The 25,714-nt window shown below is 71.2% G+C and carries 29 protein-coding genes; 16 read left to right on the top strand and 13 right to left on the bottom strand.

The annotated features are described in order from the left end of the window. Positions 1 to 6: 6 nt before the first annotated feature. A complete protein-coding gene (locus tag CLV67_RS12335; RefSeq protein WP_106317616.1) occupies positions 7 to 969 on the top strand; it encodes a stage II sporulation protein M in 963 nt (320 codons plus the stop codon). Here CLV67_RS12335 and CLV67_RS12330 read toward each other — a convergent pair. The 5 genes from CLV67_RS12330 to CLV67_RS12310 are packed head-to-tail and all read right to left on the bottom strand — an operon-like array spanning position 936 to position 5,962. Continuing rightward, positions 936 to 2,252 carry a DUF58 domain-containing protein gene (locus CLV67_RS12330; RefSeq protein ID WP_106317614.1) on the bottom strand — a complete coding sequence of 439 codons (1,317 nt, stop codon included), beginning with the start codon at positions 2,250 to 2,252 and terminating at the stop codon, positions 936 to 938. The two genes, CLV67_RS12335 and CLV67_RS12330, sit on opposite strands and share 34 nt — an antisense overlap. Further along, a complete protein-coding gene (locus tag CLV67_RS12325) occupies positions 2,249 to 3,211 on the bottom strand; it encodes an AAA family ATPase (protein WP_106317612.1) in 963 nt (320 codons plus the stop codon). The genes CLV67_RS12330 and CLV67_RS12325 overlap by 4 nt, the downstream gene beginning before the upstream one ends. After that, positions 3,208 to 4,533: a DUF4350 domain-containing protein gene (locus CLV67_RS12320; protein ID WP_106317610.1), complete on the bottom strand. Its 1,326-nt coding sequence runs from the start codon at positions 4,531 to 4,533 to the stop codon at positions 3,208 to 3,210. The genes CLV67_RS12325 and CLV67_RS12320 overlap by 4 nt, the downstream gene beginning before the upstream one ends. Then, complete coding sequence (locus tag CLV67_RS12315) at positions 4,530 to 5,111, bottom strand: DUF4129 domain-containing protein (RefSeq protein ID WP_106317608.1); 582 nt, start codon at positions 5,109 to 5,111, stop codon at positions 4,530 to 4,532. Before CLV67_RS12315 ends, CLV67_RS12320 begins: the two co-directional genes overlap by 4 nt. After that, positions 5,108 to 5,962: a hypothetical protein gene (locus CLV67_RS12310; protein WP_106317606.1), complete on the bottom strand. Its 855-nt coding sequence runs from the start codon at positions 5,960 to 5,962 to the stop codon at positions 5,108 to 5,110. The genes CLV67_RS12315 and CLV67_RS12310 overlap by 4 nt, the downstream gene beginning before the upstream one ends. A gap of 61 nt (positions 5,963 to 6,023) precedes the next feature. On the opposite strand from CLV67_RS12310, the gene CLV67_RS12305 reads away from it, so the two are divergent. From CLV67_RS12305 to CLV67_RS12295, 3 genes are all read left to right on the top strand, one after another. After that, complete coding sequence (locus CLV67_RS12305) at positions 6,024 to 6,908, top strand: TIGR03560 family F420-dependent LLM class oxidoreductase (protein WP_106317604.1); 885 nt, start codon at positions 6,024 to 6,026, stop codon at positions 6,906 to 6,908. A gap of 239 nt (positions 6,909 to 7,147) precedes the next feature. Continuing rightward, the gene (locus tag CLV67_RS12300) at positions 7,148 to 7,576 is read left to right on the top strand and encodes a hypothetical protein (protein WP_146169071.1); all 429 of its coding nucleotides are present in this window, start codon (positions 7,148 to 7,150) and stop codon (positions 7,574 to 7,576) included. Between the two features lie 298 nt (positions 7,577 to 7,874). Beyond that, a complete protein-coding gene (locus CLV67_RS12295; RefSeq protein ID WP_106317600.1) occupies positions 7,875 to 8,639 on the top strand; it encodes a DinB family protein in 765 nt (254 codons plus the stop codon). A 137-nt stretch (positions 8,640 to 8,776) separates the two neighbouring features. Here the strand turns inward: CLV67_RS12295 and CLV67_RS12290 are convergent, their stop codons facing one another. From CLV67_RS12290 to CLV67_RS12280, 3 genes are all read right to left on the bottom strand, one after another. Then, the gene (locus CLV67_RS12290) at positions 8,777 to 9,286 is read right to left on the bottom strand and encodes a GNAT family N-acetyltransferase (protein WP_106317598.1); all 510 of its coding nucleotides are present in this window, start codon (positions 9,284 to 9,286) and stop codon (positions 8,777 to 8,779) included. A gap of 168 nt (positions 9,287 to 9,454) precedes the next feature. Next, positions 9,455 to 11,617, bottom strand: a complete 2,163-nt coding sequence (locus CLV67_RS54210; protein WP_106317596.1) for an ATP-binding protein — start codon at positions 11,615 to 11,617, stop codon at positions 9,455 to 9,457. 175 nt (positions 11,618 to 11,792) lie between these two features. Then, complete coding sequence (locus CLV67_RS12280; protein WP_106317594.1) at positions 11,793 to 13,385, bottom strand: methyl-accepting chemotaxis protein; 1,593 nt, start codon at positions 13,383 to 13,385, stop codon at positions 11,793 to 11,795. 90 nt (positions 13,386 to 13,475) lie between these two features. On the opposite strand from CLV67_RS12280, the gene CLV67_RS12275 reads away from it, so the two are divergent. The 7 genes from CLV67_RS12275 (at position 13,476) to CLV67_RS12245 (ending at position 18,269) form a co-directional block, all read left to right on the top strand. Further along, positions 13,476 to 13,844 carry a GntR family transcriptional regulator gene (locus CLV67_RS12275; RefSeq protein WP_106317592.1) on the top strand — a complete coding sequence of 123 codons (369 nt, stop codon included), beginning with the start codon at positions 13,476 to 13,478 and terminating at the stop codon, positions 13,842 to 13,844. Beyond that, complete coding sequence (locus CLV67_RS12270) at positions 13,841 to 14,707, top strand: ATP-binding cassette domain-containing protein (protein ID WP_106317590.1); 867 nt, start codon at positions 13,841 to 13,843, stop codon at positions 14,705 to 14,707. Before CLV67_RS12275 ends, CLV67_RS12270 begins: the two co-directional genes overlap by 4 nt. Beyond that, entirely contained in the window at positions 14,704 to 15,384 is a 681-nt protein-coding gene (locus CLV67_RS12265; RefSeq protein WP_106317588.1) for a hypothetical protein, read from the top strand. Before CLV67_RS12270 ends, CLV67_RS12265 begins: the two co-directional genes overlap by 4 nt. Then, complete coding sequence (locus CLV67_RS12260) at positions 15,381 to 16,208, top strand: SDR family oxidoreductase (RefSeq protein WP_106317586.1); 828 nt, start codon at positions 15,381 to 15,383, stop codon at positions 16,206 to 16,208. The genes CLV67_RS12265 and CLV67_RS12260 overlap by 4 nt, the downstream gene beginning before the upstream one ends. Positions 16,209 to 16,224: 16 nt before the next feature. Further along, on the top strand, positions 16,225 to 16,578 hold the full coding sequence (locus CLV67_RS12255) for a DUF6204 family protein (RefSeq protein ID WP_106317584.1): 354 nt from the start codon (positions 16,225 to 16,227) through the stop codon (positions 16,576 to 16,578). Between the two features lie 52 nt (positions 16,579 to 16,630). Continuing rightward, on the top strand, positions 16,631 to 17,290 hold the full coding sequence (locus CLV67_RS12250; protein ID WP_106317582.1) for a Clp protease N-terminal domain-containing protein: 660 nt from the start codon (positions 16,631 to 16,633) through the stop codon (positions 17,288 to 17,290). A 121-nt stretch (positions 17,291 to 17,411) separates the two neighbouring features. After that, positions 17,412 to 18,269, top strand: a complete 858-nt coding sequence (locus CLV67_RS12245; RefSeq protein WP_106317580.1) for a sigma-70 family RNA polymerase sigma factor — start codon at positions 17,412 to 17,414, stop codon at positions 18,267 to 18,269. A gap of 40 nt (positions 18,270 to 18,309) precedes the next feature. Here the strand turns inward: CLV67_RS12245 and CLV67_RS12240 are convergent, their stop codons facing one another. Continuing rightward, entirely contained in the window at positions 18,310 to 18,813 is a 504-nt protein-coding gene (locus tag CLV67_RS12240; protein WP_106317578.1) for a GNAT family N-acetyltransferase, read from the bottom strand. A gap of 79 nt (positions 18,814 to 18,892) precedes the next feature. On the opposite strand from CLV67_RS12240, the gene CLV67_RS12235 reads away from it, so the two are divergent. Together CLV67_RS12235 and CLV67_RS12230 are read left to right on the top strand one after the other, a co-directional pair. Further along, a complete protein-coding gene (locus CLV67_RS12235) occupies positions 18,893 to 19,321 on the top strand; it encodes a MarR family winged helix-turn-helix transcriptional regulator (RefSeq protein WP_106317576.1) in 429 nt (142 codons plus the stop codon). Continuing rightward, complete coding sequence (locus tag CLV67_RS12230) at positions 19,318 to 19,737, top strand: organic hydroperoxide resistance protein (protein ID WP_106317574.1); 420 nt, start codon at positions 19,318 to 19,320, stop codon at positions 19,735 to 19,737. The genes CLV67_RS12235 and CLV67_RS12230 overlap by 4 nt, the downstream gene beginning before the upstream one ends. Positions 19,738 to 19,804: 67 nt before the next feature. Here CLV67_RS12230 and CLV67_RS12225 read toward each other — a convergent pair whose 3' ends face one another. Continuing rightward, the gene (locus CLV67_RS12225; protein WP_106317572.1) at positions 19,805 to 20,608 is read right to left on the bottom strand and encodes an AAC(3) family N-acetyltransferase; all 804 of its coding nucleotides are present in this window, start codon (positions 20,606 to 20,608) and stop codon (positions 19,805 to 19,807) included. A 90-nt stretch (positions 20,609 to 20,698) separates the two neighbouring features. Here CLV67_RS12225 and CLV67_RS54205 point away from each other — a divergent pair, with 90 nt between their 5' ends. The 3 genes from CLV67_RS54205 (at position 20,699) to CLV67_RS12210 (ending at position 22,747) form a co-directional block, all read left to right on the top strand. Further along, positions 20,699 to 21,571: an NAD(P)-dependent oxidoreductase gene (locus CLV67_RS54205; RefSeq protein ID WP_170153819.1), complete on the top strand. Its 873-nt coding sequence runs from the start codon at positions 20,699 to 20,701 to the stop codon at positions 21,569 to 21,571. A gap of 73 nt (positions 21,572 to 21,644) precedes the next feature. Continuing rightward, positions 21,645 to 21,971 carry an ArsR/SmtB family transcription factor gene (locus CLV67_RS12215; RefSeq protein WP_106317568.1) on the top strand — a complete coding sequence of 109 codons (327 nt, stop codon included), beginning with the start codon at positions 21,645 to 21,647 and terminating at the stop codon, positions 21,969 to 21,971. Next, complete coding sequence (locus tag CLV67_RS12210) at positions 21,968 to 22,747, top strand: SRPBCC domain-containing protein (RefSeq protein WP_106317566.1); 780 nt, start codon at positions 21,968 to 21,970, stop codon at positions 22,745 to 22,747. Before CLV67_RS12215 ends, CLV67_RS12210 begins: the two co-directional genes overlap by 4 nt. On the opposite strand, the gene CLV67_RS12205 is transcribed toward CLV67_RS12210, so the two are convergent. The 3 genes from CLV67_RS12205 to CLV67_RS12200 form a co-directional block, all read right to left on the bottom strand. After that, on the bottom strand, positions 22,726 to 23,733 hold the full coding sequence (locus CLV67_RS12205) for a hypothetical protein (protein ID WP_170153818.1): 1,008 nt from the start codon (positions 23,731 to 23,733) through the stop codon (positions 22,726 to 22,728). The genes CLV67_RS12210 and CLV67_RS12205 overlap by 22 nt on opposite strands. Positions 23,734 to 23,902: 169 nt before the next feature. Then, positions 23,903 to 24,058 (bottom strand): hypothetical protein, encoded by a 156-nt coding sequence (locus CLV67_RS51840; protein WP_170153817.1) that lies wholly within the window; start codon positions 24,056 to 24,058, stop codon positions 23,903 to 23,905. A gap of 24 nt (positions 24,059 to 24,082) precedes the next feature. Further along, entirely contained in the window at positions 24,083 to 25,030 is a 948-nt protein-coding gene (locus tag CLV67_RS12200) for a tyrosine-type recombinase/integrase (protein WP_106317562.1), read from the bottom strand. Positions 25,031 to 25,714 lie beyond the last annotated feature (684 nt).

The following is a 25,714-nucleotide window of genomic DNA, read 5'->3' as shown; positions in this document are numbered from 1 at the left end:
GCGAGGGTGGATCTCGATGCGTACGTGGCCGAGCACGGCGGTGAGTGGCGCCGGCTCGAGGTGCTGGTCGCCCGCCGCCGGCTGAATCCGGCGGAAGTGGACGAAATGGTCCTGCTGTATCAGCGGGCGGCCACCCACCTGTCGATCGTGCGCAGCCGGACCCCGGACGCGGTGATCCTGGCCGACCTGTCGCGGCTGGTACTGGCCGGCCGGGCGGCGATCAACCGCAGTGAGCGCCTGTCGTGGCGGCCGGCCGCCGATTTCGTGGCGTTCGGGCTGCCCGCGGCGCTGTATCGGACCCGCTGGTGGTGGCTGACGGTGTCGGTGCTGATGGTCGGCGCGGCGTGGGGGCTGATCGAGTACGCGCTCAACGATCCGACGGTGCTGCAGGACTGGTTCGGGGCGCATCCGGACGAGGCGCAGCTGGTCGACGACTTCGTCAACTACTACAGCGAGGACCGCGCGGCGACGTTCTTCAGTGCGGTGTGGGTCAACAACGCGATGCTGGCCGCCCAGTGCCTGGCGGCGGGTGTGCTGATCCTGCCGGTGTTCTACCTGCTGGGCACCAACCTGATCAACATCGGGATGATGGGTGCCGCGATGTTCGACGCCGGTGCCGGTGACGTGTACCTGACCTACATCGCCCCGCACGGGTTCCTGGAACTGACCGCGCTGTTCATCGGTGCCGGGGTGGGGCTGCGCATCGGCTGGTCGTGGATCGCGCCGGGCCCGCTGATGACCCGCCGGGAGTCGCTGGTGCACTGGGCCAAGCAGGGCATGATCGTCGCGGTCGGCATGGTGTTCGTGCTGCTGGTCTCCGGCATCCTGGAGGCCTATGTGACGCCGTCGCCGCTGCCCGCACCGGTGCGGGTCGGTATCGGTGGCGTGCTGTGGGTGCTGTTCCTGGCGTACGCCCTGGTGTGGGGTAAGGCCGTTCAGAGCCGCCCGGAGGCCTTGAGCAGCAGGTAGACGTCGGCGACCTGCCCCGCGAAGGTGCCGGCGTCCGCGTCGACGACGGTCGCCCCGGAGTGGGCGAGCACGTCGCGGACCCGGTCGCGTTCGGCCAGCACCCGCTGGGCGGCCGCGGCCCGGTGCACGTCGGCGGCGCTCGCCCCGTCGGGCAGGTTGGCGAGCCGGCTGACCAGCGGATCGCGGACGCCGGCGACGATCACCTTGTGCCGGGCGGTGAGTTTCGGCAGCAGCGGCAGCAGCCCGGCGATCATCGGTGCGGTGTCGAGCGCCGTGAAGATCACCAGCAGGGCGCGTTTGCGGTCGCGGCGCAGCATCTCCTGGCCGAGCAGGGTGAAGTCGGTCTCGGCGAGCTCCGGGTGCAGCGAGGCCATGGCGTCGATGAGCCGGCCGAGTTTCGCGCGCTGGCCGCCGCCTTCGACGCGGGTGCGGACCTTGGCGTCCATGGCGAGCAGGTCGACGCGGTCGTCGGCGCGGGTGGCCAGCACCGACAGCAGCAGGGCGGCGTCTATGGACGCGTCCAGCCGGGGTGCGTCGCCGATGCGTACGGCCGAGGTCCTGCCGGTGTCGACGATGCAGAACACCCGCCGGTCGCGTTCCGGGCGCCAGGTCCGCACGACCACGTCGTGGGCGCGGGCGCTGGCCCGCCAGTCGATCGAGCGGACGTCGTCGCCGATCACGTACTCGCGCAGCGCGTCGAACTCGGTGCCCTGCCCGCGGCCGCGGGTGACGACGGTGCCGTCGACGATACGCAGCCGGGCCAGCTTCTCCGGCAGGATGCGCCGCGACGGGAACCGGGGCAGCACCCGCAGTGACCAGGCGGGGGTGTTCTTCTCGTTCCAGGTCTGCCGGCGCTGCCGGTAGGCCAGTCCGAGCGGCCCGGCCGAGCGCAGCGTGACCCGCACGGCGGGCCGGTCGCCGTGCCGGGTCGGGGTCAGGATGCTGGTGAACGCGTGTTCGGCGCCTTCGCGCAGCACGGCGGTGTGGAACAGCGGCCCGGCGCCGGCCGACGGCACCCAGCTGTCGCGCAGGTGCAGCCGCACGGTGCGGCGGCCGGTGTTGGCGACGGTGAGCACGACCCGGGCGGTGTTGCCGAGCCAGACGGTCCGGTCGCCGTCGCGGCGCAGCCGCAGCCCGGTCAGCGGCCCGGCGATCGCCAGGTCGAGTCCGGCCAGCAGCGCGGCGACGGCGAGGACGGCTCCCAGGGTGGGCCAGGGCGCCGGGCCGAGGGCGACCAGCGGCAGCCCCAGCGCCGGCAGCAGCGCGAAACGCCGCGTGATCATCTCGGTGCCGGGACGGCGGCCAGGACCGCGGCGAGCACGCCTTCGACGGTGGCGCCGTCGAGTTCGGCGTCGGCGCGCAGCCGGACCCGGTGCCGCAGGGTGGGCACGGTGAACGCCTTGACGTCGTCGGGCACCACGTAGTCGCGGCCGTTGAGCCACGCGTTGGCCTTCGACACCGCCAGCAGGGCGGTGGCGCCGCGCGGGGAGGCGCCCAGCTCCAGCGCGGGCGCGGTGCGGGTGGCGCGGCACAGGTCGACGATGTACGCCAGCACGGTGTCGGCGACGGCGACGCGCTGCACCGCGTACCGGCCGGAGATCAGGTCGGCGGGCCCGGCGACGGGCTGCACGCCGGCGGCCTTGAGGTCGCGCGGGTCGAAGCCGTGGTGGTGGGCGCGCAGGATGTTGAGTTCCTCGTCGCGCTGCGGCAGCGGCACCGACAGTTTCAGCAGGAACCGGTCGAGCTGGGCCTCCGGCAGCGGGTAGGTGCCCTCGTACTCGATCGGGTTCTGGGTGGCGGCGACCAGGAACGGCTGCGGCAGCGGCCGTGGCGTGCCGTCGACGGTGACCTGCCGTTCCTCCATGGCCTCCAGCAGCGCGGCCTGCGTCTTCGGCGGTGTCCGGTTGATCTCGTCGGCGAGCAGCAGGTTGGTGAACACCGGCCCGGCCCGGAAGTTGAACGCGGCGCTGTGCGCGTCGTAGATCAGCGACCCGGTGACGTCACCGGGCATCAGGTCGGGGGTGAACTGCACCCGTTTGGTGTCGAGGTCCAGTGCGGTCGACAGGGCCCGGACGAGCAGGGTCTTGGCGACGCCGGGGACGCCTTCGAGCAGCACGTGCCCGCCGCAGAGCAGCGCGACCAGCACCCCGCCGACGACCGCGTCCTGACCGACGACGGCTTTGCCGACCTCGATGCGCAGCCGGCCCAGGGCCTCGCGGGCCTGGTGGGAATCGGTTGTCACGACTGCTCTCCTTCATGCGGTGGCGTTGGTGTGCTGGTGACGTCACGGACCAGGTGTTGCAGCAGGGTGGCGGCCTCGACGAGGTCGCTGTTGCTGCCGGCCGAGTCCCGGTCCAGGATGTCGCGCACGTAGCGGACCGGCAGACCGGCCCGGTGGGCGATCTGCTCGCTGTCGGCGTGCGGCGCCAGCCCGAGGTGGGTGGTGAGTTTGCGGCGGGCGGCGGCGCGCAGGATGTCCAGCGACGAGTCGCGGGCGCGGGCCCGCTGGTAGAGGCGGGCGTGGCCGAGCATCGTCTCGTTGGCGGGCACCTTCGACGGCAGCGGTTCGGCCACGGGCGCGCCGAGGCGGCGGGCCGCGGCGATCGCCAGCGCCAGCAGGATCAGCGCGAGCAGGATCAGGGTGGTGATCAGGGCCGGTGGCAGGCTCTGGACCAGCGGGTCGGACGGCAGTCCTCCGCCGCCGGCCTCGCTGTCACCCTCGGCTCGCCCGTCACCGTCGGCCTCGCCGTCGCCCGGGTACGGGGAGGCCTCGTCGTCGTAGTAGCCGTCGTCGGCGTAGCTCTCGCCGGGCCGCAGCGGCCCGTCGTAGGTGTCGTCGGGGTCGGGCCGGTCACGGGTCCGCGTCGGGGTCGGCGGCGTGGGGCTCGGGGTGGCCCGGTCGCGTTCGTGCACGTCGAGCCAGAGCACGCGCTGGTGCTGGGCGAGCAGGCCGACGACGAGGGTGGCGTTGCCGTGCTCGGCGATGCGGTCGTCGCGGAACGGGTCGGGCGAGCCGACCAGGGTGACGTTGTACCAGCTGTGCCTGAACACGGCCACGGCGCCGTTGTAGCAGACGCTGCCGCGGCTGGTGCGGTACTCGGTCTTGCGCACGGCGGCCGGCCCGGCGTCGTTGGCGATCTTGTCGCCGCAGATGGGTGCGGCCACGCCGGTGTTCCAGTACGTGTTGGCGACGGTGGCGGGCCAGCCGCTGCGCCGCAGCGCGGACGCCGACGGGTTCACCGCGACGATCGTGCTGCCGGCGGGCAGGCTCCGGATGCTCTCCAGGTCGGCCAGGTCGGGGGTGGCCAGGAACAGGGTGACGGCGGCGCTGCCGGAGTTCGCGGCCTTCACGGCCTGTTCGGTGCTGGTGAACCGGTCGACGGCGATGCCGCGGGCCCGTAGCCGCTCGGCGAGGGTGCCGCCGCTGATCTGCTGGACCTGCTGGGGGGTCAGGTATTCCGGGTCGTCGTCGTCGGGTGTCTCGACGGCGTGGACGATCAGGGTGCCGGTGATCAGGGCGGTCAGGGCGGCGAACGGGATCGCGGCCCGTAGCCAGCGCTTCATCGGGCGGCTCCGTCGTCGATGCCGGCGCGGACCTCGGCGGTCAGGTCGCGCATCCGGTCGTCCTCCGGTCGTCCGGCGGGGCGGTGGCCGTACCACACCTCGGAGAACAGGCCGGTGGCGCTGGTCAGGGCGGGTGCCACGCCGGGGCGGCCGGTGCCGGCCTCGGTGGTGATCTCGTGGGCGGTGGTGCCGGGTTCGGGGGCGACCACGCCCGCGCGGGTCAGGACGGTGACGGTGTCGCGCAGCCGTTCGCGGATCGCCTCGGCGTAGCGGCCCTCGGCGGCGAGCCGGTCGGCCAGCGACAGCGCGGCGCCGGCCGGCGCCGGTTCGGCGGGTTTGCCGCGGGTGGCGGCGGCCCGGGTGACCGGTTGCTGGCTGTGCCTGGCCTTCTTGCGGCGCTTGATCCGCGGCAGCCGCAGGCGGGGCATCCGCAGGCGGGGCCAGCGGCGCGGCACCCAGGCGGGCCACCAGTACCAGCCGGCGGCGATCAGGCCGGTCACGGCGAGCAGGATCAGCAGCATCACCGCGGGCGGGACGGTGTCGAAGATCCGTCCGATGAACTCGTCGTAGCCTCTCATCGGCGTACCACCAGCGCGGCGGCGGTGTCGCGGCCCAGGCTGCGGGCTCGGTTGACCGAGATGTCCAGGCCTTCGGTGCGGATGCGGATCTCCAGCAGCAGCACCGCGTCGAGGCAGCCCAGCGCCGCGTAGGCGACCGTGTTGGCCAGGGTCCAGGCGATCGGCACGGCCCAGGCCAGCCACCAGTCCCAGCCGGCGACCGAGGTGAACATGTCGGCGGCGAAGATCCAGCCGCTGCCGAGGGCGAGCCGGATGACCAGCCACACCAGGTAGCCGAGCAGCCGCAGGAACACCCCGCGCATGCCGCCGCGGGTGGCGCGGCCGACGGCGCGGCCGATCGCGGTGAACGGGTTGGCGGTGCGGTCGACGGCCAGTACGGCGGTGGCCATCCCGGCGAGCCCGTAGACGAAGATCACACCGATGAATCCGGCCAGCGCGGCGCCGAAGGTCAGCGCGCTGAGCAGGGCGGCGATCATCAGGGCCGGCAGTGGCCGGGCCCGTTTGAACAGGTCACGGTTGCGCAGCCGGTGGCCCAGCAGGGCCGGTCCGGCGGCGGCGCCGGCGAGCGCGCCGAGCACGGCGATGATGAACGCCTCGGTGGCCAGGCCGGTCGCCACGACCGGCACCCAGTCGAGTTTCGCGGTGCTCAGCTGCCAGTAGTAGAGCGGCGGTGCCAGTTCGGCGCCCTCACGCAGCCGCGACAGCAGGATCTGTTCGCTGGTGGCCAGCACCAGCGACAGCGACAACAGGGGCAGGGCGCGTTCGCGCAGCAGCGCCACCGCCGCGTCCAGGATCTCGCCCGCGGTCATCGCCCGCAGGGGGATGATCCCCGTGTCCCCGTCCACCCGCATGGCGGGGATCCTAGGTCACCGGGCATCGGCCGGTTGCGCCTGGTCTGGCAAGGTTACGCACATGCGACTCTCGATCTGGCCCAGTGCCGCCCAGCCGTACGCCGACATGCTCGAAGTGGCCCGGCACGCGGCCGGCACCGGCTGGGACGGCGTGTGGGTCGCCGACCATTTCATGCCGAACCTGCCGGCCGGGGTACGCCCGGACACGCCGGTGCTGGAGGCCGGGTCGCTGGTGGCGGCGCTGGGTGCGGCGGTGCCTCGGGTTCGTGTGGGCACGCTGGTGTACGGCAACACGTACCGGCATCCGGCGGTGGTGGCCAACATGGCCGCGACCGTCGACCACATCACCGGCGGCCGGTTCGTGCTGGGTGTCGGTGCGGGCTGGCAGGTCAACGAGCATGAGCAGTACGGCATCGAGCTGCCGCCGGTGAAGCAGCTGCTGGACCGGTTCGTCGAGGCGTTGCAGGTGCTGCACGGTCTGCTGCGCACCCCGGCGACCACGTTCCACGGCGACTACTATCAGCTCACCGACGCGGTCTGTGAGCCGAAGCCGGTGCAGGACCCCCTGCCGATCATGATCGGGGCCAAGGGCGAGAAGCGGATGCTGCGGGTGGTGGCCGAGTACGCGGACCAGTGGAACACCTGGGGCCTGCCGGAGCTGATCACCCACAAGTCGCGGGTACTCGACGAGCACTGCGCCACGGTCGGCCGCGACCCGAAGGCGATCGCCCGCACGGCGCAGGCGCTGGTCGTGGTGGACGGCCCGGTGCCCGGCGATCTGACGGCCCCGGTCTACGGCGGCACGCTCGCGAAGGTGGCGCAGACCGTCGAGGCCTACCGTGAGCTGGGACTCGACGAGCTGATCATCCCGGACGGGCTGCTCGGCACCGGCCCGGCGCGGCTGAGGGCCCTCGACACGATCTTGAAAATCACCAAGAACATCTAGATTTCGTACGGCTACGCGAACCCACCGCGGCGGCCCCGCGGGAGGTGCGATCCGTCCCGGCCCGGCCGCGCCGCACGGGCTGAGGGCGGTACGTCACCGCTACACCCGGCGCCGGTAGGCCAGTGGCCCGTCAGTCACCGGATCCGCCGGCACCGTTGCTGAACTCCGCGTCCGAAATCGTCCGAACCACACCAGGCCCAGGCATCGACGCCCAACACTCGACGACAACGCCACAAGTCGTGGCGATCGTTGAAAGCGGAGGGATTCACATGCTGAAAGACAAACGCCGGATCGGGAGGTCGTTCGGTCTGCTGGCCGCCCTCGCGCTGTTCGCCGGCCTGCTTCCCGGCGGCGCGGCACAGGCGGCCGAGGGCGGGACCCGATCCTCGTCCGCACTCGCCAGCGCAAGCTGCGTGGTGGCCGTGAGCAGTTGCAGCAGCCCCGCTGTCGCCGCCGGCTCGGACGGGGTCGTCGAGTTCGAGGCCTACATCCAAAACATCGTCGCCTGCACCGTCAACGTCCGAGACATGACCTTGAATCCGACCAAGCAGATCTTCAGCACAGGCTTCGCCAAGTACTACCGCGGCCGAATCACTGGCCTGACCAACACGTACCGGGTGGAGCTGCGGTTCTGCCTCTCGCCCGGCAGTTATGCACGTATCTGGTGACGGGATCGCTTCTCACGGCCGGCCTTGTTGCCGGCACCGCCCACGCCGCCACCGGGTTCTGCATTGTGCCGTGGGGATGGCTGCCGGATGACTCGGCCGCAGTCCGGTGCTGGACAAGGAGTTTCGTGACGTCCGCCCGTGTTTTCGGCGGTGGTGTTACGAAACTTGGTAAAGCTGAGCAGGTCGCCGGTCGCGTCGGTGGCCCGGAGTGGACGGTTGGACCAGAGTAATTCGGTGCGCTGCTGCCAGGTGCCGCCATTCACTGGCGCGGGCGGGACGGATACGAGAAACTGTCCCGATGCCCGCTGAGTACACCCAAAGTGACCAGTTCCGTGGTGCCCGCATCCACCTGGGCGACCTCTCCGGCCTCGAGATTCGCGATTGCGACGTCACCGGTCTGAGGATTGTGGACTGCTATGGGGGCAGCGTCTCCCTCGGTGGCGGCTTCGAGCGTGTCGTTGTCAACGACGTCGACGTGACCGCCTACGTCGAGGCCGAGCTCGACCGGCTGCATCCCAACCGGGTGCTGGCCCGTGAGGCCACGTCCGTCGCCGAATACCGGGCCGCTTGGGATGCCATCGAGAAGCAATGGGAGGAGACGCTCGACCGCGCCGGGCGCCTACCCGAGGCGAAGCTGCACGAGCAGGTCGACGGCGAGTGGTCGTTCGTCGAGACGCAGCGGCATCTGCTGATGGCCAGCGATGCCTGGATCGGCAACGCCGTGCTCGAGGAGGACGCGCCGTACCACCCGTGGGGCCTTCCTGGCGGCGGGATGCCGGCCGAGGCATCGGCGAAGCTGGGGCTCACCCTCGATGCCACCCCGACGCTCGACGAGGTGCTCGCGCCGCGGCTCGCCCGCATGGCCACGATGCGCCGGGTAGTCGACGAGCTCACCGAGGCCGAGCTCGACCGGGTATGTGGTCGCAAGCCGGCCGACTCCTACCCGGACAAGGACTACGTCGTACGCCGTTGCCTCACGGTGGTGTGCAAGGAAGAGGCCGAGCATCACCGGTACGCGGTCCGCGACCTCACCGTGCTCGAGGCCGGTGCCCGAACCGAGTGAAGGCGCGTCCCGGCGGCTCCCCGTCTTGAACGCGGCGGCGATCTGTTCGACGGTGTGCTCTCCGGAGTCGTACATGGCCTGCATCTGGCGGATCGCCGCTGCGGTGAGCGCGGAGAACGCATCCCGCCACCACCTGTTCAGACGCCGAAGGCAGCGGCGTAGCGGATCTGCCCGCCCGGAACCGGCTGCGACGGGTCCAGGGCCAGCGCCATCAGCGCCTCGTCGGGCACGTCGAACGGTGCGGTGATCCCGAATCCGGAGGCGCGGGTGAACCCGAACCGCGGGTAGTAGCCGGCGTGCCCGAGCACGACGACGAGGTTCTCCCCGTGGGCGCGGGCGGCGTCGAGGACCGCGACGATGGCCGCGGATCCCGCGCCGGTGCGCTGGCGGGACGGCAGAACGGCGCACGGCGCGAGGGCCAGTGCGGGGGTGTCGCCGACGTGGCAGCGGGTGAGCAGCGCGTGCCCGGCGGCCGTGCCGGCCTCGTCGGTGGCGAGCATGGAGAGCCCGTCGATCCAGGCGTGCGGGTCGGTGCGCAGCGCGTCGACGAGGTCGGCCTCGGCCTCGGTGGGGAACGCGGCGGCGACGATGGCGTGGACGGTCGCGATGTCGGCGGGCGTCTCGGGGCGGGTGCTCCAGGTGGTCATCGCCGCTGACGCTAACAGGCGCCGCCGCGGCCGCGGCCGGGCCTGCGTCTCGGCGTCACGAATACCGGGCCCTGCGGTGAGGGGACGCCCTCAGCCCGTGCGCCGCGGCCGGGCCGGGACGGATCGCGGTGGTCGCGGGCCGCCGTGGTGGGTTCGCGTAGGGCGTACTCAATAGAGGTTCTGGGTTGCCCAGGCGGCGATGGCGGCGCGGTTGGGAAGGCCGAGTTTGCCGCCGATGTTGCGGATGTGGGTGTCGGCGGTGCGGGCGCTGATGCGGAGCCGGCCGGCGATCTGAGGGCTGGTGAGGCCGTCGGCGACGAGGCGGGCGATCTCGGACTCGCGGGTGGTGAGGCCGCCGCCTGCGGGTGCGGAGGCGCGGCGTGAGGTGGGTTCGTCCAGGGCGATGCGCAGGGCGTGGGTGTGGCCCTGCTGGCCGGCGGCGAATTCGTCTGCGGTGACGGTGGCACCGAGCAGGGTGTCGAGGCGGTGGCGGGCGTGGGTGTGTCCGTCGGCGAGCAGCCGCATGCCGCCGAGGTCGATGCCGAGGTGGCGCTGGCGGGCGTGGGCGGCGCCGAGGAGCCAGGCGGCGCGGCGGGCGGGGCGTTCCTCGGTGGTGCCGGCGAGGATCCAGGCGGCCAGCTCGATGCTCCAGGTCTGGCCCCACTGGTCGTCCATGGTGCGTTGCAGGCGCAGGCAGCGTCCGATGAGGTCGGTGGCACGGGTGGGGTCGGTGGTGCGGTGGGCGGCCAGCGCGCAGGCCCACAGGGCCCAGGAGACGGCCCAGGGCGCGCCGGCGGTTTCGGCGTCGGCCAGGTAGATCGCGGGTGCGGTGGTGTCGGCGGCGCTGGCGGCGCCGATGGCCCACATCATGGTGGCCATGTGCCGGTCGGCGCCGGTGAGCCGGTCACGCAGGCGGGCGAGGCGGTCGACGGCGCCGAGGTCGCCGTCGAGCAGCAGGCTGCCGGCGGCGGTGGCGAACTCCACCGACGGGTGGGGTGTGCCGCGGACGGGGTCGAGCAGGTCGTGGGCGGTGGCGTGGCGGCCCTGGGTGGCGGCGATGTAGCCGGCGGCCGCGGCGGTGGCGGCGTGGTCGGCGGGGTTGCCGTCGCCGGGCAGGGCACGCAGCAGCTGGGTGCGGGCGAGGTCGAGGAAGCCCCAGAAGTAGGGGGCGCGGGTGCGGGCGAGGTCGCGGCACAGGGCGCGGGCGTCGGCGAGGGCGCCGGTGGTCAGGCTGTGGTCGACGGCGGTGACGATGTCCGGCAGTTCGCGGCGCACGCTGTCCATGACCTGCAGTTCGTCGGGGCCGAACCAGGCGCGGGCGGCGTGTTCGAGCCAGTCGCGGTAGTGGTCGCGGTGCCGGTCGCGGGCTTTGCTCTCGTCGGGCAGCCGGCGTAGCCCGTATTCGCGCAGGGTGTCGAGCATGCTGAAGCGGGCGGGGTGGGTGTCGGTGGCGGCGGTGAGCACGGATTTGTCGACGAGGCCTTCGAGGGCGGCGGCGACGTCGCCTCCCGCGGCGACGTCGCCTCCCGCGGCGACGGCGGCGGCCGCGGTCATGGTGAACGGTCCGGCGAACACCGAGGTGGCGGCCCAGAGGGCCTGTTCGTCGGGGGTGCAGCGGTCGTAGCTGAGGTCGACGACGCGTTGCAGGGCGCTGAGCAGGCTGAATCGGTCACCGATGCGGTCGATGAGTTCGGGCAGGCTCATGGTGCGGGCGCGGCCGGCGGCGAGTTTGACGGCCAGGGGCAGGCCGTCGAGGTGGCGGCAGAGTTCGTCGACGGCGTGCCGGTTGCTCAGGGCGGCGGGCAGTACGCCCGCGGCGGCGGCGAGTTCGGTGAACAGCCGGGCGGTGTCGGCTCTGTTCAACGGTGGCACGGCGAGGGTGTGTTCGCCGTCGACGCCGAGGCGCTGGCGGGAGGTGGCCAGGATCCGCAGGCGGGGTGCGGCGCGCAGCAGGTGGGTGGCGACGGCGGCGGCCTGGGGGACGAGCCGGTCGCAGGCGTCGAGGATGAGCAGGGTGGGCCGGTGGGCGAGGTGGGTGAGCACGACGTCGGGTCCGGCGGTGCCGTGGTGGTGGATGCCGAGGGCGAGGGCGAGGTGGGCCCACAGGTGGTGCGGGTCGGGGTCGTGCAGGGCGGCGAGGTCGGCGACGCAGGTGTGCTCGAGGCCGGCGGCCAGGCGCAGGGCGAGGCGGGTCTTGCCGACGCCGCCGGTTCCGGTGAGAGTGAGCAGGCGGACGCGGCGGATCAGGCCGGCGGCGGTGTCGAGCAGGTCGTCGCGGCCGACGAACGGGCCCAGGTCCAGCGGCATGCTGACGATCCGGTCCGTGATCATCGGCGCACCATACCGTCATCTACGTAGACGTGGTGACGGCCCCTACGTGATTGATCAGATGCGACAGTCGCCGCGTTCGGGGAACAATGCGGACGCGTCCGCGGCCGGTGCCGCCTGGCTGCCCCCCAGAGCTGGGCCAGGCGGCACCGCCCGCGACGTGTGTCTCAGGCAGTGATCAGAATCGGAAACGGGCGACCAGGCTGCGCAGTTCCCCGGTGACCTGGCCGAGTTCGCCGACGGCGCGTTCGGACTGATTGACCAGTTCGGTGGTGTTGCGGGCGACCGAGGCGACGGTGCCGATGTTGGCGGCGATGGTGCTGGAGCCGCTGGCGGCCTCGCCGACGCTGCGGTTGATCTCGTTGGTGGTGGCGTTCTGTTCCTCCACGGCCGAGGCGATGGTCGTCTGGTACGAGTTGATCTGTTCGATGACCTCGGCGACCTCGCTGATGGCGCTGACCGCGCCGGCGGTGTCGGTCTGGATGGTCTGCACGCGCCGGACGATGTCCTCGGTGGCGCGGGCGGTCTCCTGGGCCAGGTCCTTGACCTCGCCGGCGACGACGGCGAAGCCTTTGCCCATCTCGCCGGCGCGGGCGGCCTCGATGGTGGCGTTGAGGGCGAGCAGGTTGGTCTGCTCGGCGATGCTGGTGATCGTCTTGACGACGTCGCCGATCTCGCGGCTGGACTCGCCGAGGCGCGAGACGCTGGCGGTGGTGGTCTGCACCGCGGTGACGGCGCGCGACGCGACGGTGGCGGCCTCGTTGGCGCTGGTGGCGATCTCGCGGATGGAGTTGCCCATCTGCTGGCTGCCGGCGGCGACGGTGTGCACGTTGCGTGACACCTCGTCGGCGGAGGCGGCGACGACGTCGGCCTGCATGGACGATTCCTTGGCGCCGTCGGCGAGCTGGGCGGACAGCCGGCCCATGCGTTCGCTGGCGGCGGCGAGGGTGTCGGTGCCGGCGGCGATGCTGCTCATGGCGGAGCTGATCGATTCCAGGGCGGTGTTCATGGAGCGGCTCATCCGGCCGACCTCGTCGTCGTTGTGCACGTCCAGGCGTTTGGTGAGGTCACCGCCTTCGACGGCGGCGAGCACGTCGACGGCCTGGCCCAGCGGGCGGGTGATGGTGCGGGTGACCCACCAGGCGATGGCGACGGCGACCGCGACGGCGGCGGCCAGCAGCAGGATCATCAGCATCCGGAAGTTGTCGGCGATGCTGCGGGCGGTGCCGGTCTCGCCCTTGTTCATCGACTCCTCCAGGTCGATGAACACGTTGATGACTTTCAGCCATTCGATGAAGGCGGGTTTGGCCTCGGCGTTGAGCAGGGCGACGGCCTGGGTCTTCTGGCCGGCCTCGCGCAGTGTGGTGACCTGGTCGACCAGCGGGTTGGTCTTGGCCTGGACCTCGTTGATGCCGTCGAGGGCGGCCTTCTCCTGGTCGCTGGTGAGGCTTTCGTCGGCGAAGATCTCGTTCATCTTCGTCTCGGAGTCGGCGTATTTGGCGGCGAGGTCGGCGATCAGTTTCTTCTCGACGGCGACGTCGCCGTCGGTGGTGGCGTAGACCAGGTCGCGCAGGGCGATGGCCCGGTCGTGGACGCTGCCGCGGAAGTTGATGGCATATCGCTGTTTGACGGCGTTCTGGTCGTTGATGACGGTGAGCTTGTCGTTGATCCGGTTGACCTGGACGACGCCGGTCACCACCAGCGCGACCATGGCAACCACGACGACGAGGAACCCGGCCCCGAGTCGCATTCCGATGGTCAGATTCTTCATACCCCTCTATCGGCGCAAACCGGTCGCACTTTACTGTTGCCCCCATGCTCTATGGTTAGTTGGTGAAGTAACGAACCAGGGAGGTGGCGGGTGTTCGACGATCGCAGCCCGATCTACCGGCAGATCGCCGACCAGATCAAGGACGACGTGCTGCGCGGGGTGCTGGCCGCCGACGAGCAGGTGATGTCGACCAATCAGTACGCCGCCTACTACCGCATCAATCCGGCCACCGCGGCCAAGGCGTTCCAGCAGCTCGTCGACGAGGGCGTCATCTACAAACGGCGCGGGGTCGGCATGTTCGTCACCGCCGGCGCGCAGGCGCGGTTGCGCGACGGGCGGCGGGAGCGGTTCTTCGCCGAGGTGCTCGAGCCGATGGCGGCCGAGGCCCGCGCCCTGGGCATCGCGGCCGCCGACATCGTGGCCCGTATTCATCAGCTCATCCCGGGAGACAGCCGATGATCACCACCAGTGCCCTGCAGGTCCGGTTCGGCGACACCACGGCCCTGCATCCCCTCGACCTGGATCTGCCGGGCGAGCGCATCTACGGCCTGCTGGGCCGTAACGGCGCCGGCAAGACCACCCTGCTGTCCGTGCTGGCCGGTTTCCGCAAGCCCAGTGCCGGCGCCGTGCTGTTCGACGGTGCTCCGGTGTTCGAGAACGTGCGGTCCACGTCGCGGATCTGCCTGATCCGTGACGACGGCATGGTCGGTGACGGCACCGACAACCTGCGCGACGTCCTGGACATGGCCGCGATGCTGCGCCCGGCCTTCGATTCCGGGTACGCGGCCGAGCTGCTGGACCGGTTCGGGCTGACCCGCAAGCAGCGTCTCGGTGCCCTGTCACGCGGGCAGCGGTCGGCGTTCGCGATCGTCGTGGGCCTGGCCTCGCGGGCGCCGCTGACCATGTTCGACGAGGCGCACCTGGGGATGGACGCGGCCAACCGGCAGCTGTTCCACGACGAGCTGCTGCGCGACTATCTGGCGCACCCGCGCACGTTCGTGCTGTCCACGCATCTGATCGAGGAGCAGAGCCCGCTGTTCGAGCAGGTGCTGATCCTGCACGAGGGGCGGCTGTTGCTGCAGTCCGATCTCGACGAGCTGCGGGAGCGGGGTGTGTCGGTGACCGGCCCGGCGCAGGTCGTCGACGACTTCGTGTACGGGCTGAAGGTGCTGTCCGAGCGCACGCTGGGCCCGACCAAGCAGGTCACCGTGTTCGGCGGTCTCGACGACGAGCGCCGTGCCCTGGCCGGCAGGTATGCCCTCGAGCTGGGCCCGGTGGCGGTGCAGGACCTGTTCATCCACTTGACCGGAGGTGTGCCGTGAGACGTTTCCCGATCGCCCGGTTCCTGCTGTCGACGCATCTGCCGTTCCTGGTGATGGTGCTGGCCGGGTCCTACCTGCTGGTCGCTGTGATCCTGGGTGTGGCGGTGCTGGTCAGTGGCCCGGCGAGTGTCAGTGCCGTGGACGTGGCCGGTCAGGTGCTGCACTGGCTGGCGGTCGGCTACGGCTACGGTGCGCCCGCCCTGCTGGCCACCGTGGTGGTGCACGGCCGTACCCGCCGGGAGTTCGTCGCGCAGCATCCGGTGTATCAGCTGGTCGCCGCCGTGGTGCTGGCCGCGCTGATCACGGGTGTGTACGCGGCGGAGGCGGCGCTGTACTCGGCGGCCGGCTGGACGCAGGCGATGCAGCCGGATCGGCCGTTCGCCGCCGGCGACTATCCGATGATCTTCCTGGCGAACGTGAGCATGCTGTCGATCGCCCTGGTGACCGGCTCGTTCGCGGGTGTCGCGGTGTACCGCCGCGACGGTGCCGGGGCGCTGGCGCTGGTGCCGGCGGCGGGGCTGCTGGTCTACGGTGGCGCGGTGCACGGGTTCTTCAGCCTGCCGTTCGCCCAGCAGGGCCTGCCGATGGCGGTGACGCTGCCGGCGGTCGCGGCCGGCTGGGTGCTGCTGTGGGCCTGCGCCCGCGAGGTGCCGCTGGGTAATAGGGTGCCCGCGTGAGACGACGTCTGCTGGTCACCGGGGGAAACGGCTCGCTGGGCCGCCGTGTCATGCTGCGCGCGGCGGCCGCCGGGTGGGACGCGACCGGTACGTACGTGTCGGCGTCCGCGCCGACGGCGACGGTGCACCTGGACATCCGTGATCCGGCGCAGGTGCGGCGGGTGGTCGCCGAGGTCCGTCCGGACGCGATCGTGCACGCCGCGGCCGGGCGTGACCGCAACGACTGGCCGGCCACCGCCGACGGGGCGGCGCACGTGGCGGTCGCCGCGGCCGGGATCCGTCTGGTGCACGTGTCCAGTGACGCGATCTTCTCGGGCCGGCTGGGGGAGTACGACGAGGACGCGCTGCCCGATCCGGTGTACGCCTACGGGGCGGCGAAGGCGGCGGCCGAGACCGCGGTCCGCGCGATCGATCCGGGCGCGGCGGTCGTGCGGACGTCGCTGATCATGGGCGATGGGCGGGGCGCGCACGAGATCCTCACCCACGACCTGATCGCCGGGCGGGTCGAGGGCGCGCTGTTCACCGACGAGATCCGCAAGCCGGTGCACGTCGACGACCTGGCCGACGCGCTGCTCGAGCTCGCCGGAAACGATCACGCCGGAGTGCTGAACGTGGCCGGCGCCGACGCGGTCAGCCGTTACGAGCTGGGTGTGCTGGTGGCGCGCCGCGACGGCCTGGATCCGGCGGCGATCCCGGTCACGTCGCTGGCCGCGCTGGGGTTGAGCCGGCCGGCGGATCTGCGGCTGAGCACGGCAAAGGCGGAGAAGCTGCTGGGCGTACGGCTACGTGGGGCCCGGGAATTCGTTGGAGGCCCGGCGGTGTAGTCACGATACTGGCGCGATGAGCACCAGCCGCACGATCCGCGTCACCGTCCGCGGGTCCTTCGACAACCTGTCCGACGCCCAGAAGGCGCAGCTGATCGCCGCCGGGGACGCCCACGCCGACATCCTCGCCGTCGAGTACACCGCCGAGGGCCACCTCACCTACGACCTGGCGGCCCGGCCGTTCTTCACGTTCCGGTTCGCCGAGCAGGTCGACGACGAGCGTGAGGTGGCGAAGGTGACGGCCCGGTCGGAGGCCAAGGCGGCGGCGTGGATGACTGAGCGCGGGTACGGCTTCAAGCGCATCACCTCGCAGACGGTCGACCTTTCCGAGGTCCCGCTCGGCAAACGCGGCCGCAAGCTCCAGTCCTAACCTGGTCAACCCTAGGTTGACGATCCCCAGTCGTCAACCTAGGGTTGACGCCATGGAGCCTGTACGCCTTGATGACCTCATCCACGCCGTCACCGCCGGCCACCCCGGCGACCCGCTGCAGCGCCTCTCCGGCGCCGTCGCGCTCAGCGACCACCTCGGCGACCTCGCCGACCATCTGATCGGCCACTTCGTCGACCAGGCCCGCCGCTCCGGCGCCTCCTGGACCGAGATCGGCCGCAGCATGGGCGTCAGCAAACAGGCCGCCCAGAAACGCTCGGTGCCCGCCGGCGACCCGTCCAAGGGTTTCGAGCGCTACTCCGATCTGGCCCGCGCCGCCGTGGTCACCTCGATGAGCCACGCCGCCCGCCTGCGCCACCCGCAGATCAGTCCCGCGCATCTGGTGCTCGGCCTGCTCGATCAGGCCGACGGCCTGGCCGTGGCCGCGATCGTCGCCCAGGGCCACACGGCCGACGACCTGCGTGCCCGGGTGACGCCACCGGCCGGGCAGGCCGAGGTCACGCCGCTGATCCCGTTCGACGCCGCCTGCCGCAAGGCCCTGGAGCTGACCTTCCGCCAGGCGCTGCGCCTGGGCCACGACCGCGTCGGCACCGGACACGTGCTGCTGGCGGTGCTGGAGATCGAGGACGGCCCGCTCGAGCTGGACCGCGACGCGGCCGAGCAGGTGGTGCTCGCCGGGCCGCAGGAGCCCTGATCCCGACTTGAGGAGAATTTCCCGGTGCAACCAAGCGGCAACCGAGAGTGCCCGTCTGTTGCACCCGTAGCCGCGAAAAGTTCCCCCTGTCAGCCGGTCAGCCGACACAGGGGGAATCGAAATGACCGCAACCGTCCAGCTCAAGTCCGTCACCCGCGTTCAGGAAGACCTCATCCGCGAGAACATGGCGCTGGTCGGTCACATGGTCCGCGAGATGCTGTTCAAGGTGCCGCCGCACGTGCACCGTGACGATCTCGCCTCCGCCGGCTACGCCGCCCTGGTGACCGCGGCCCAGGCCTACGACGCCGACCGCGGCATCCCGTTCGGCCGGTTCGCCGCCGTCCGGGTGCGCGGCGCCCTGCTCGACGAGCTGCGCAGCATGGACTGGGCGAGCCGATCGGTGCGGGCCCGGGCCCGCCGTGCCGACGTGGCCCGGGAGGAACTGACCCGGCAGCTGGGCCGCACCCCGACCGGTGAGGAGCTGGCCGAGCTGCTCGGTGTCGCTGTCGGGGAACTGTCCAGCGTCGACGACGACGTCCAGCGCGCCGCGGTGCTGTCGCTGCAGGGTTTCGCGGCCGGCGCGGCCGAGGACATGGTCACCGAGTCCGCGATGAACCCCGAGGAGATGCTGCTGCACCGCGAGCGCCTGGGCTACCTGCACGACGCGGTCAACGTGCTGCCGGAGCGGCTGCGCTATGTCGTGGAGGCGTCGTTCCTGCAGGAGCGGCCGCTGTCGGAGGTCGCCGCCGAGCTCGGTGTCACCGAGTCGCGGGTGTCGCAGCTGCGCACCGAGGCCCTGGCCCTGCTGCGCGACGGCCTCAACACCCACATGGAGCAGAAGAAGTCGCCGGCGGCCAAGGACGGCTGCGTGGCCCGGCGCCGGGCCGCTTACGCCGCGCAGATCGCGGCCCGGTCCACGATGAGCAGTCGCCTGTCGGCCACCGACCTGCACGGTCAGAGCCTGGCCGCCGCCGCCTGATGCGCGGCCGGCCGGCACGGTGAGAAGCGGACCCCGCTTCTCACCGTGCGCCGCGCAGGTAGACGTCCTCCAGCCCGTCCTCGGGATCCCACTGCTCGCCGATCTTGCGGAAGCCGAAGCCCGCGATCACCTTCTTCGAGCCGATGTTGTCCGGCCGGATGCTCGCGCGGACCGCCGTGACCCGCGGATCCGCGTCGGCGCGCTCCAGCAGCAGCGCCAGCATCGCCTTGGCGTAGCCACGCAGCCGGTATTGCGGCGCGACCGTGTACGCGACCTCGACCACCCCGTCGGCGTCGGGCGGGCCGTGGAAGCCGCCGTGGCCGACGATCACCCCTTCGGGTTCGGCTATCACCGCGGCCGCGATCCAGTCCGCGGCCTCCGGATTGCGCGAGATGTCGTCGAGACGGATCTCCCAGAGCCAGTTCTCGTCGACCAGGAACGCGCTCAGCGGATGCCCGGCGGCCCTGCTCGCGGCGTCGAGGTCACCGGCGACGAGCGCGGCCAGGACGGTGGGGGAGAGCTTCAGGAATCGGATGGACGCCATGGCCGCATGATCACACACCGTGGTGACCTGCGGCACGAATCAGTTGTGCACAACTGAATTGGGCACTACCGTTCCGGGCATGCAGGAGAGCACCGCCCTCGACCGGATGATCTGCTTCCAGCTGTATGCGGCCAGCCGGGCGATGACCGCGCTCTACCGGCCCCACCTCGAACCCCACGGCCTCACCTACCCCCAATACCTCGTCATGCGCGTGCTCTGGCACGACGGCCCCACCACGATCCGTGACCTCGGCCGCACCCTCAGGCTCGACTCCGGCACCCTGAGCCCCCTGCTCAAACGCCTCGAAACCCAGGGCCACATCCACCGCCGGCGCGCCACCCACGACGAACGCACCGTCTGGATCCACCCCACCGACACCGGCACCCGCCTGCACGCCGACATCGGCGACCTCAATCAGGCCCTCGCCTGCGCCACCGGCCTCACCACCGGCGAACTCACCCAGCTGCACACCCTGCTGCACCGCGCCCTCAGGAAGGACCCCTCATGAACGCCCTCTACACCGCCTCCGCCACCGCCACCGGCGACGGCCGCAACGGCCACGTCCGCTCCACCGACGGCGTCCTCGACTTCGACCTCGCCGTCCCCAAGGAGCTCGGCGGCGCCGGCGGCGCCCTCACCAACCCCGAACAACTCTTCGCCGCCGGCTACGCCGCCTGCTTCCACAGCGCCCTCAAGCGCGTCGCCAGCAGCCAGAAACTCACCCTCACCGACACCGCCATCACCGTCGACGTCGGCATCGGCCCCCTGCCCACCGGCGGCTTCGGCCTCACCGTCGCCATCGAAGCCGAACTGCCCGGCCTCGACGAGACCACCGCCAAAGCCGTCCTCGACGCCGCCCACCAGCTCTGCCCCTACAGCAACGCCACCCGCGGCAACGTCGACGTCCAGCTCACCCTCGCCTGAGCACCACACACGAGAAAGGCCGGGCCACCGCACACCGCGGTGACCCGGCCTTCGCCATGCGACCCGCCTAGACCGCGGCCTCACCCGCACGCCGCCGCGCGATCCACGCCGTCGCGAAATCCACCAGCGCCCGCTGCGACATCAACCGCGACGGCGCATCACCCACCAGGCCCACGGTGACCGGCCCCACCGCCTCGAACGCCGCACCCAGCTCATCGAAGTCACAGATATCGGTGTCCGGCGCCGTCCACGTCACCCACCGCACCGAACCGTCCGGATCCCGCACCGCCGCCGCGTTGTCGAACATCGTCGGCTGCTCCTGCCGGACCTCCGCCAGATGCAACGACGTGTTGTTCGCATGCCCACAGCCGATCAGCAGCACCTTGCCGTCCAACCGGTACACCGCCCCCAACGGCGACCCGTCACCCAGCTCGTCCACCGGCGGATGCTCCCCGACGATCTCCGCCGCCCGCGCACCCAGCGCCGCGGCCGACACCTGCGGATGCCCACTGCGCAACGCACCCGGCCACGTACGCACCGACTCGGCCAGCGCACCCATGTACCGGCTCGGCGACAACGCCCGGTCATACCCCGGATTCCCGGCCCGGATCACCGGCCACCACGCCTCCGGCACCGGCGGATTACTCCACCCCGCCGGATCGGAGTTGTACGACGTGTGCGTCGGCACCACCAGAGTCCCCTCCGGCCCCAGCACCTCCAGCAGCGCATGGACCACGGCCTGCACATGACCGGCCACGAACCCGACCGACCGCAACGCCGAATGCACCATCACGACGTCCCCGGACACCAGCCCCAGCTTCCGCAGATCAGCGGCCAGCGACGTGACCGTGTGCGGCATCTCCTGATTCACCGCGCCAGTATCCCGATCCGCCCACCCGCTGTCGCCGCAATAACCGCCCGCCTTGACCTCAACCACGCTTGACATCCCACGATGCCCCTCATGACCACCACGCTCCCTATGACCACTGCCGACCGCATCGCCGTCATCGGCACCGGCGCCATCGGCACCGCCATCACCCACCGCCTGCTCACCACCGGCCACCCCGTCACCGTCTGGAACCGCACCCCAGACCGCACCACCACCCTGACCGCCGCCGGCGCCCACCGCGCCGCCACCCCCGCCGAAGCCGTCACCAGCGCCACCCTGACCCTGCTGACCCTCACCGACTACACCGCCGTGCACCAAGTCCTCGACACCCTGCCGCCCGGACTCGACGGCCACACCATCGCCGCGCTCTGCACCGGCACCCCCGACGACGCCCGCACCGCCGCCCACCAGGCCACCCACCGCGGCGCCCGCTACCTCGACGCCGGCGTCCAGGCCGGACCCGACGCCTTCACCACCGGCACCGCCACCGTCCTCTACAGCGGCGACCGCACCGCCTTCGACCAGCACACCGAAACCCTGGCCCGGCTCGGCCCGCCCCGCTTCGTCGGCGACACCCCCCACGCCGCCGCCGTCTGGGACCTCACCCTCTTCGGCCTCTGGTACGACGCCCACCTCGGCCTGCTCCGCGCCCTCGACACCGCCCGCACCGCCGGCATCGACCTCGACGAGTTCGCCGCCACCGCCACCACCCAGCTCGGCCACGTCGTCACCGCCGTGCCCGCCACCGTGAGCGAACTGCGCACCGGCCACCACCCACCCGGCCCCGCCACCCTGCCCGAACACCTCACCGTCGTCCGGCAGCTGCTCACCATGCGCGCCGGCACCACCCTCGGCGACGGCGGACTGCCCGCCGTCGCCGCCAGGATCGAGGCCCTCCTCGCCCAGGGCCGCCACCAGCAGGGACTGACCGCCACCATCGACTGAACCGCCTAACGCAAACAGCCGTTTGCACAAACATCTGTTTGTGCAAACGGCTGTTTGCGTTACGGTGACACCCGTGCCCACCGACCTCGACGCCACCTTCGCCGCCCTCAGCGACCCCATACGCCGCGCCCTCGTCACCCGCCTCGCCCACGGCGACGCCTCCGTCACCGAACTCGCCGAACCCTTCCACCTCACCCCACAAGCCATCTCCCACCACGTCGGCGTCCTGCGCCGCTGCGGCCTCGTCGAACAACGCCGCGAAGGCACCCGCCGCCCCTGCCGCCTCAACGTCGACCAACTCACCCGCCTCGGCACCTGGATCGACGAACAACGCCAAACCTGGAACTACCGCCTCGATGCCCTCCACCAGCACCTCACCGACGACGGAGACACCCCATGACCCACACCCGCCCGCACAACGACGAACTCATCGCCCACCGCCACCTACCCGCCACCCCCCAACGCGTCTGGACCGCCCTCACCACCCCCACCGGCATCGCCGCCTTCTGGGGCGGCACCCACGCCACCGTCCCCGCAGACTCCGTCACCATCGACCCCCGCCCCGGCGGCGAACTCACCCTCGACACCCGCGCCCCCGACGGCACCACCCACCAGCTCCGCTTCGTCTACATCACCCTCACCGCACCCAAAGAACTCGTCTTCGACGAACCCCACACCGGCATCCGCACCACCATCACCATCGACGCCACCGACCACGGCAGCGAACTCACCGTCCACCAGCGCCGCCTACCACCCGAACTGCAAACCACCCAGGCCACCGACGGACTCACCGCCATCCTCGACGCCCTCGCCACCCACCTCACCGCCACCGCCCAACGCCACCTTGTCGCCGAATACTTCGACGGCTTCCGCACCAGCGACCACCCCCGCATCCTCGCCACCCTCACCGACGACATCACCTGGGTCATCCACGGCCACCGCACCACCCACGGCAAAACCGACTTCGACAGCGAGATCGAGAACCCCGCCTTCACCGGCAGCCCCCGCCTCGACATCCACCGCACCCACGAAGACGGCCCCGTCGTCATCACCACCGGCGAAGGCCACGGCACCAGCACCGAGCACGGCCCGTTCCGCTTCGCCTTCAACGACCTGTTCACCTTCCGCGACGGCCTCATCGCCCGCGTCGACTCCTACGTCGTCCCACTGACCTGACCAGCACCCACCCGCGGCGGCAGACCCCGCCCCAACCGCCGATACGCCACCACCAGCACCGACACCACGATCACCGCACCGGTCACATCACTGACCACCATCAACCAGCCCGGCGCCGCCGCATACGGCGGAGCCAGGAACGCCGCACCCGCCGCCGCCACCAGACACGCACCCCACACCGCCAGCACATGCCGCTCCGACACCGCCCACCGCACCACCAGCACCACGACCACCACCAGCACCGCCACCCGCAGACCCGTACCCCACCAGTCCGTGCCGAAGAACCACGTCACCAGCTGCGCCCCCAGCACCCCGGCACCCAGCACCAACGGCCCCGGACCACCCTCACGCGCCAGGACACCCTCCCGCCGCCCGCACACACCCTCGCGTCGCCACCGCACGCCGGGACGCCACCACAGCGCCGCCGACACCAGCCCCACCACGACCACCACCACGAAGCCGACCTGAACCGGCGACGGGTCATAACCGGTGTCCGACCGGATCAGCAGACTCGCCACCACATACAGCACCGCGAACACACCGGCACTCCACCGGCCCAGCCAAGGCTCACGACGCCGCCCCGGACTCGAACACGCCTCCACCACGGCGATCGGCGCACAGATGCTCAACCACACGTGATTGCCGACGAAGCCGAACAACTGCTCCGCACTGAACCCCAGCACCGGCACCCACGTCCGCACCGCCGACTCGTTCCAGGCGGCGAACTCCGTGTCAGCCAGCGCCCCGCGATCGAACAACGTCACGTCCACCAGCCCGGCCTGCACCAGCCCGAACGCCGCCGCCATCAACACCATCGACGGCCACCCACCACCCCGGCGCCGCACCACCTCACGGATCAGCACCGCCGCCGAGCCATACAACGGCCCCAGGAACAGCACCACCATCGGATAGTCGGCGACCGTGAAACCGCCCCACACAACCTCGGCGCACCAGGTCGCCAGCACCCACAACGCGAAAACCCGCATGAGGACACCGTGCCCGGCCCCGGCCGACGCGAACAGTTGCCGAAAGTCGACGATCCCCGCCATCGGTATCGACCCCGGCATAGACGAAAGTCAGGCCCCAACGACAACCGCCGCACCCCCGGACCGGGGGAGCGGCGGTCACCGGAGCACGGGACTCACCCGTACCCCATCAATCGTCGTCGTCTCCGTCGCCACCATCGTCATCGTCGTCGTCACCCTGATCGCCACCCGGACAACCGGCCAGCGTCAGCAGCGTCGCCGTGCCACCGGCCACGAGCAACACGCGCCCGAACAGCGACCGCCGGCTGAACTTCTCCTCACTCATGCCCGGATTCTGACAGACCCCACGTCACCCCAACTCGCTCAACACCCGATTGGTCCGGTTCGCCTGAACCGCCGCACGCTGCTGCTCCGCCGTCACCTCGATGTACGACTGCGACGTCGCCAACGACGCATGCCCCAGCAGCCGCATGATCTCCGACGCGTTCGCCCCGTCCTCCGCCAGCCGCGTCGCGAACGTATGCCGCAACGCATGCAACTGCGCACCCCGCGGTACCCGATCACCGACCCCTGCCCGCCGGTAACACGACCGCACCAGATACTGCAGCCCACCCCGCTGCAACGCCGCACCACGCCGATCCACCAGCAGGGGAGCGGTCGACCCCACCCGCCCGAACCGCACCCGCCGGCTCTCCAGATAACGCACCACCGCCGCATCCAGCCCGTCCTCGATCGGCACCGTCCGCGGCCGCCCACCCTTACCGGCCACCTCCACCCGCCGCTCACCCGCACGCCCCGACACCGAACCCACCCGCAGCGCCAGCATCTCCGACAGCCGCAGCCCCGCACACAACGCCAACGCCAGCACCACGACGTCCCGCTCCGGCCACGGATCACGCTGCGTATCGTCCTTGCGGCTCACCGCCTTCAGCAGCACCTCCGGCGTGTCCTCACCCCGCAACGGCTTCGGAATCAGCGCTGTCTGCCGCGGTTTGTCCACCGCCGACATCGGATTCCCAGGAATCACCTGCTCGGTGACCAGAAACGTGAAGAACGCATTCCACGACGACCAGGCCCGGGACACCGACGCGGGGGAGCGGGTCGCCGCGAACCGCGCGAACGCACCCCGCAGCACGCGAGGGGAGAGGTCACTCACCGTGAGCGGCGCGGGTTCCGCCAGCCGCACCACAGAACCCAGATCCCTGCGGTACGCATCAAGCGTGTGCACCGACGGTTTCCGAGTCGCCCGGGCCGCCAGGAACTCGTCGATCAACTCAGCGATTGATACATGCTGCATAAGGCATATTATGCAGCAAATACCACCGTTTGCGCATGTCCGGCCCTTGATCAAACTTGTCACGTATTAACGCGCCATAAAGCACGACATGACCGAATCACAGACAGCGGACGCCGGGGCCTCGGCGCCATGGGCCGCGCAGCCGCGCGCCATACACGGCCCGCACCCGACCGGGGAGCGAGGCATCCCGACCGGCCCCGCCCAGGGCCGCCGGGGGCACCTCACGCCCACCATGCGGCCGTCGAAGCCTTGCCCAGCTCCGGCCGACAGGGCGGACTGACCTTTCCAGGACAGGTCGAACCCGCGTACACCGGTGACCGTCTCACCCGGATCCAGCTCGCGAGCCGTACCTCGGCCATGGACATTTCCCAGCGATCAGCCGCCTCGAGTACGGCTCGCAGGCCCTGGCACGCTCGCTGGGCAGCTTCTGGAGATCAGGATCCGGCCTTCCGCGGCGGTCACGCCGAACAGGAAAGCCACTGCCGACAATTCGATCAACCAGCCGTGGCTCACACACCTTTCCCGGCCCGGTAAGCAGCCACCGGGGCACAGCCGGCGTCCAAAACCGGCCCAGATGATCGTCCAGCACAGCAGTGTGGCGGTTATCGAGGCCCTGACCCGTCCCCGGCACCGGCTGATGTCCGGGGCAGCTGATGTCGAGCGTCAGCGTCGGCTCGCGCACGC

It is taken from the genome of Actinoplanes italicus, assembly GCF_003001815.1.
GTDB lineage: Bacteria > Actinomycetota > Actinomycetes > Mycobacteriales > Micromonosporaceae > Actinoplanes > Actinoplanes italicus.
This window is presented reverse-complemented; position numbering and strand designations above follow the sequence as displayed.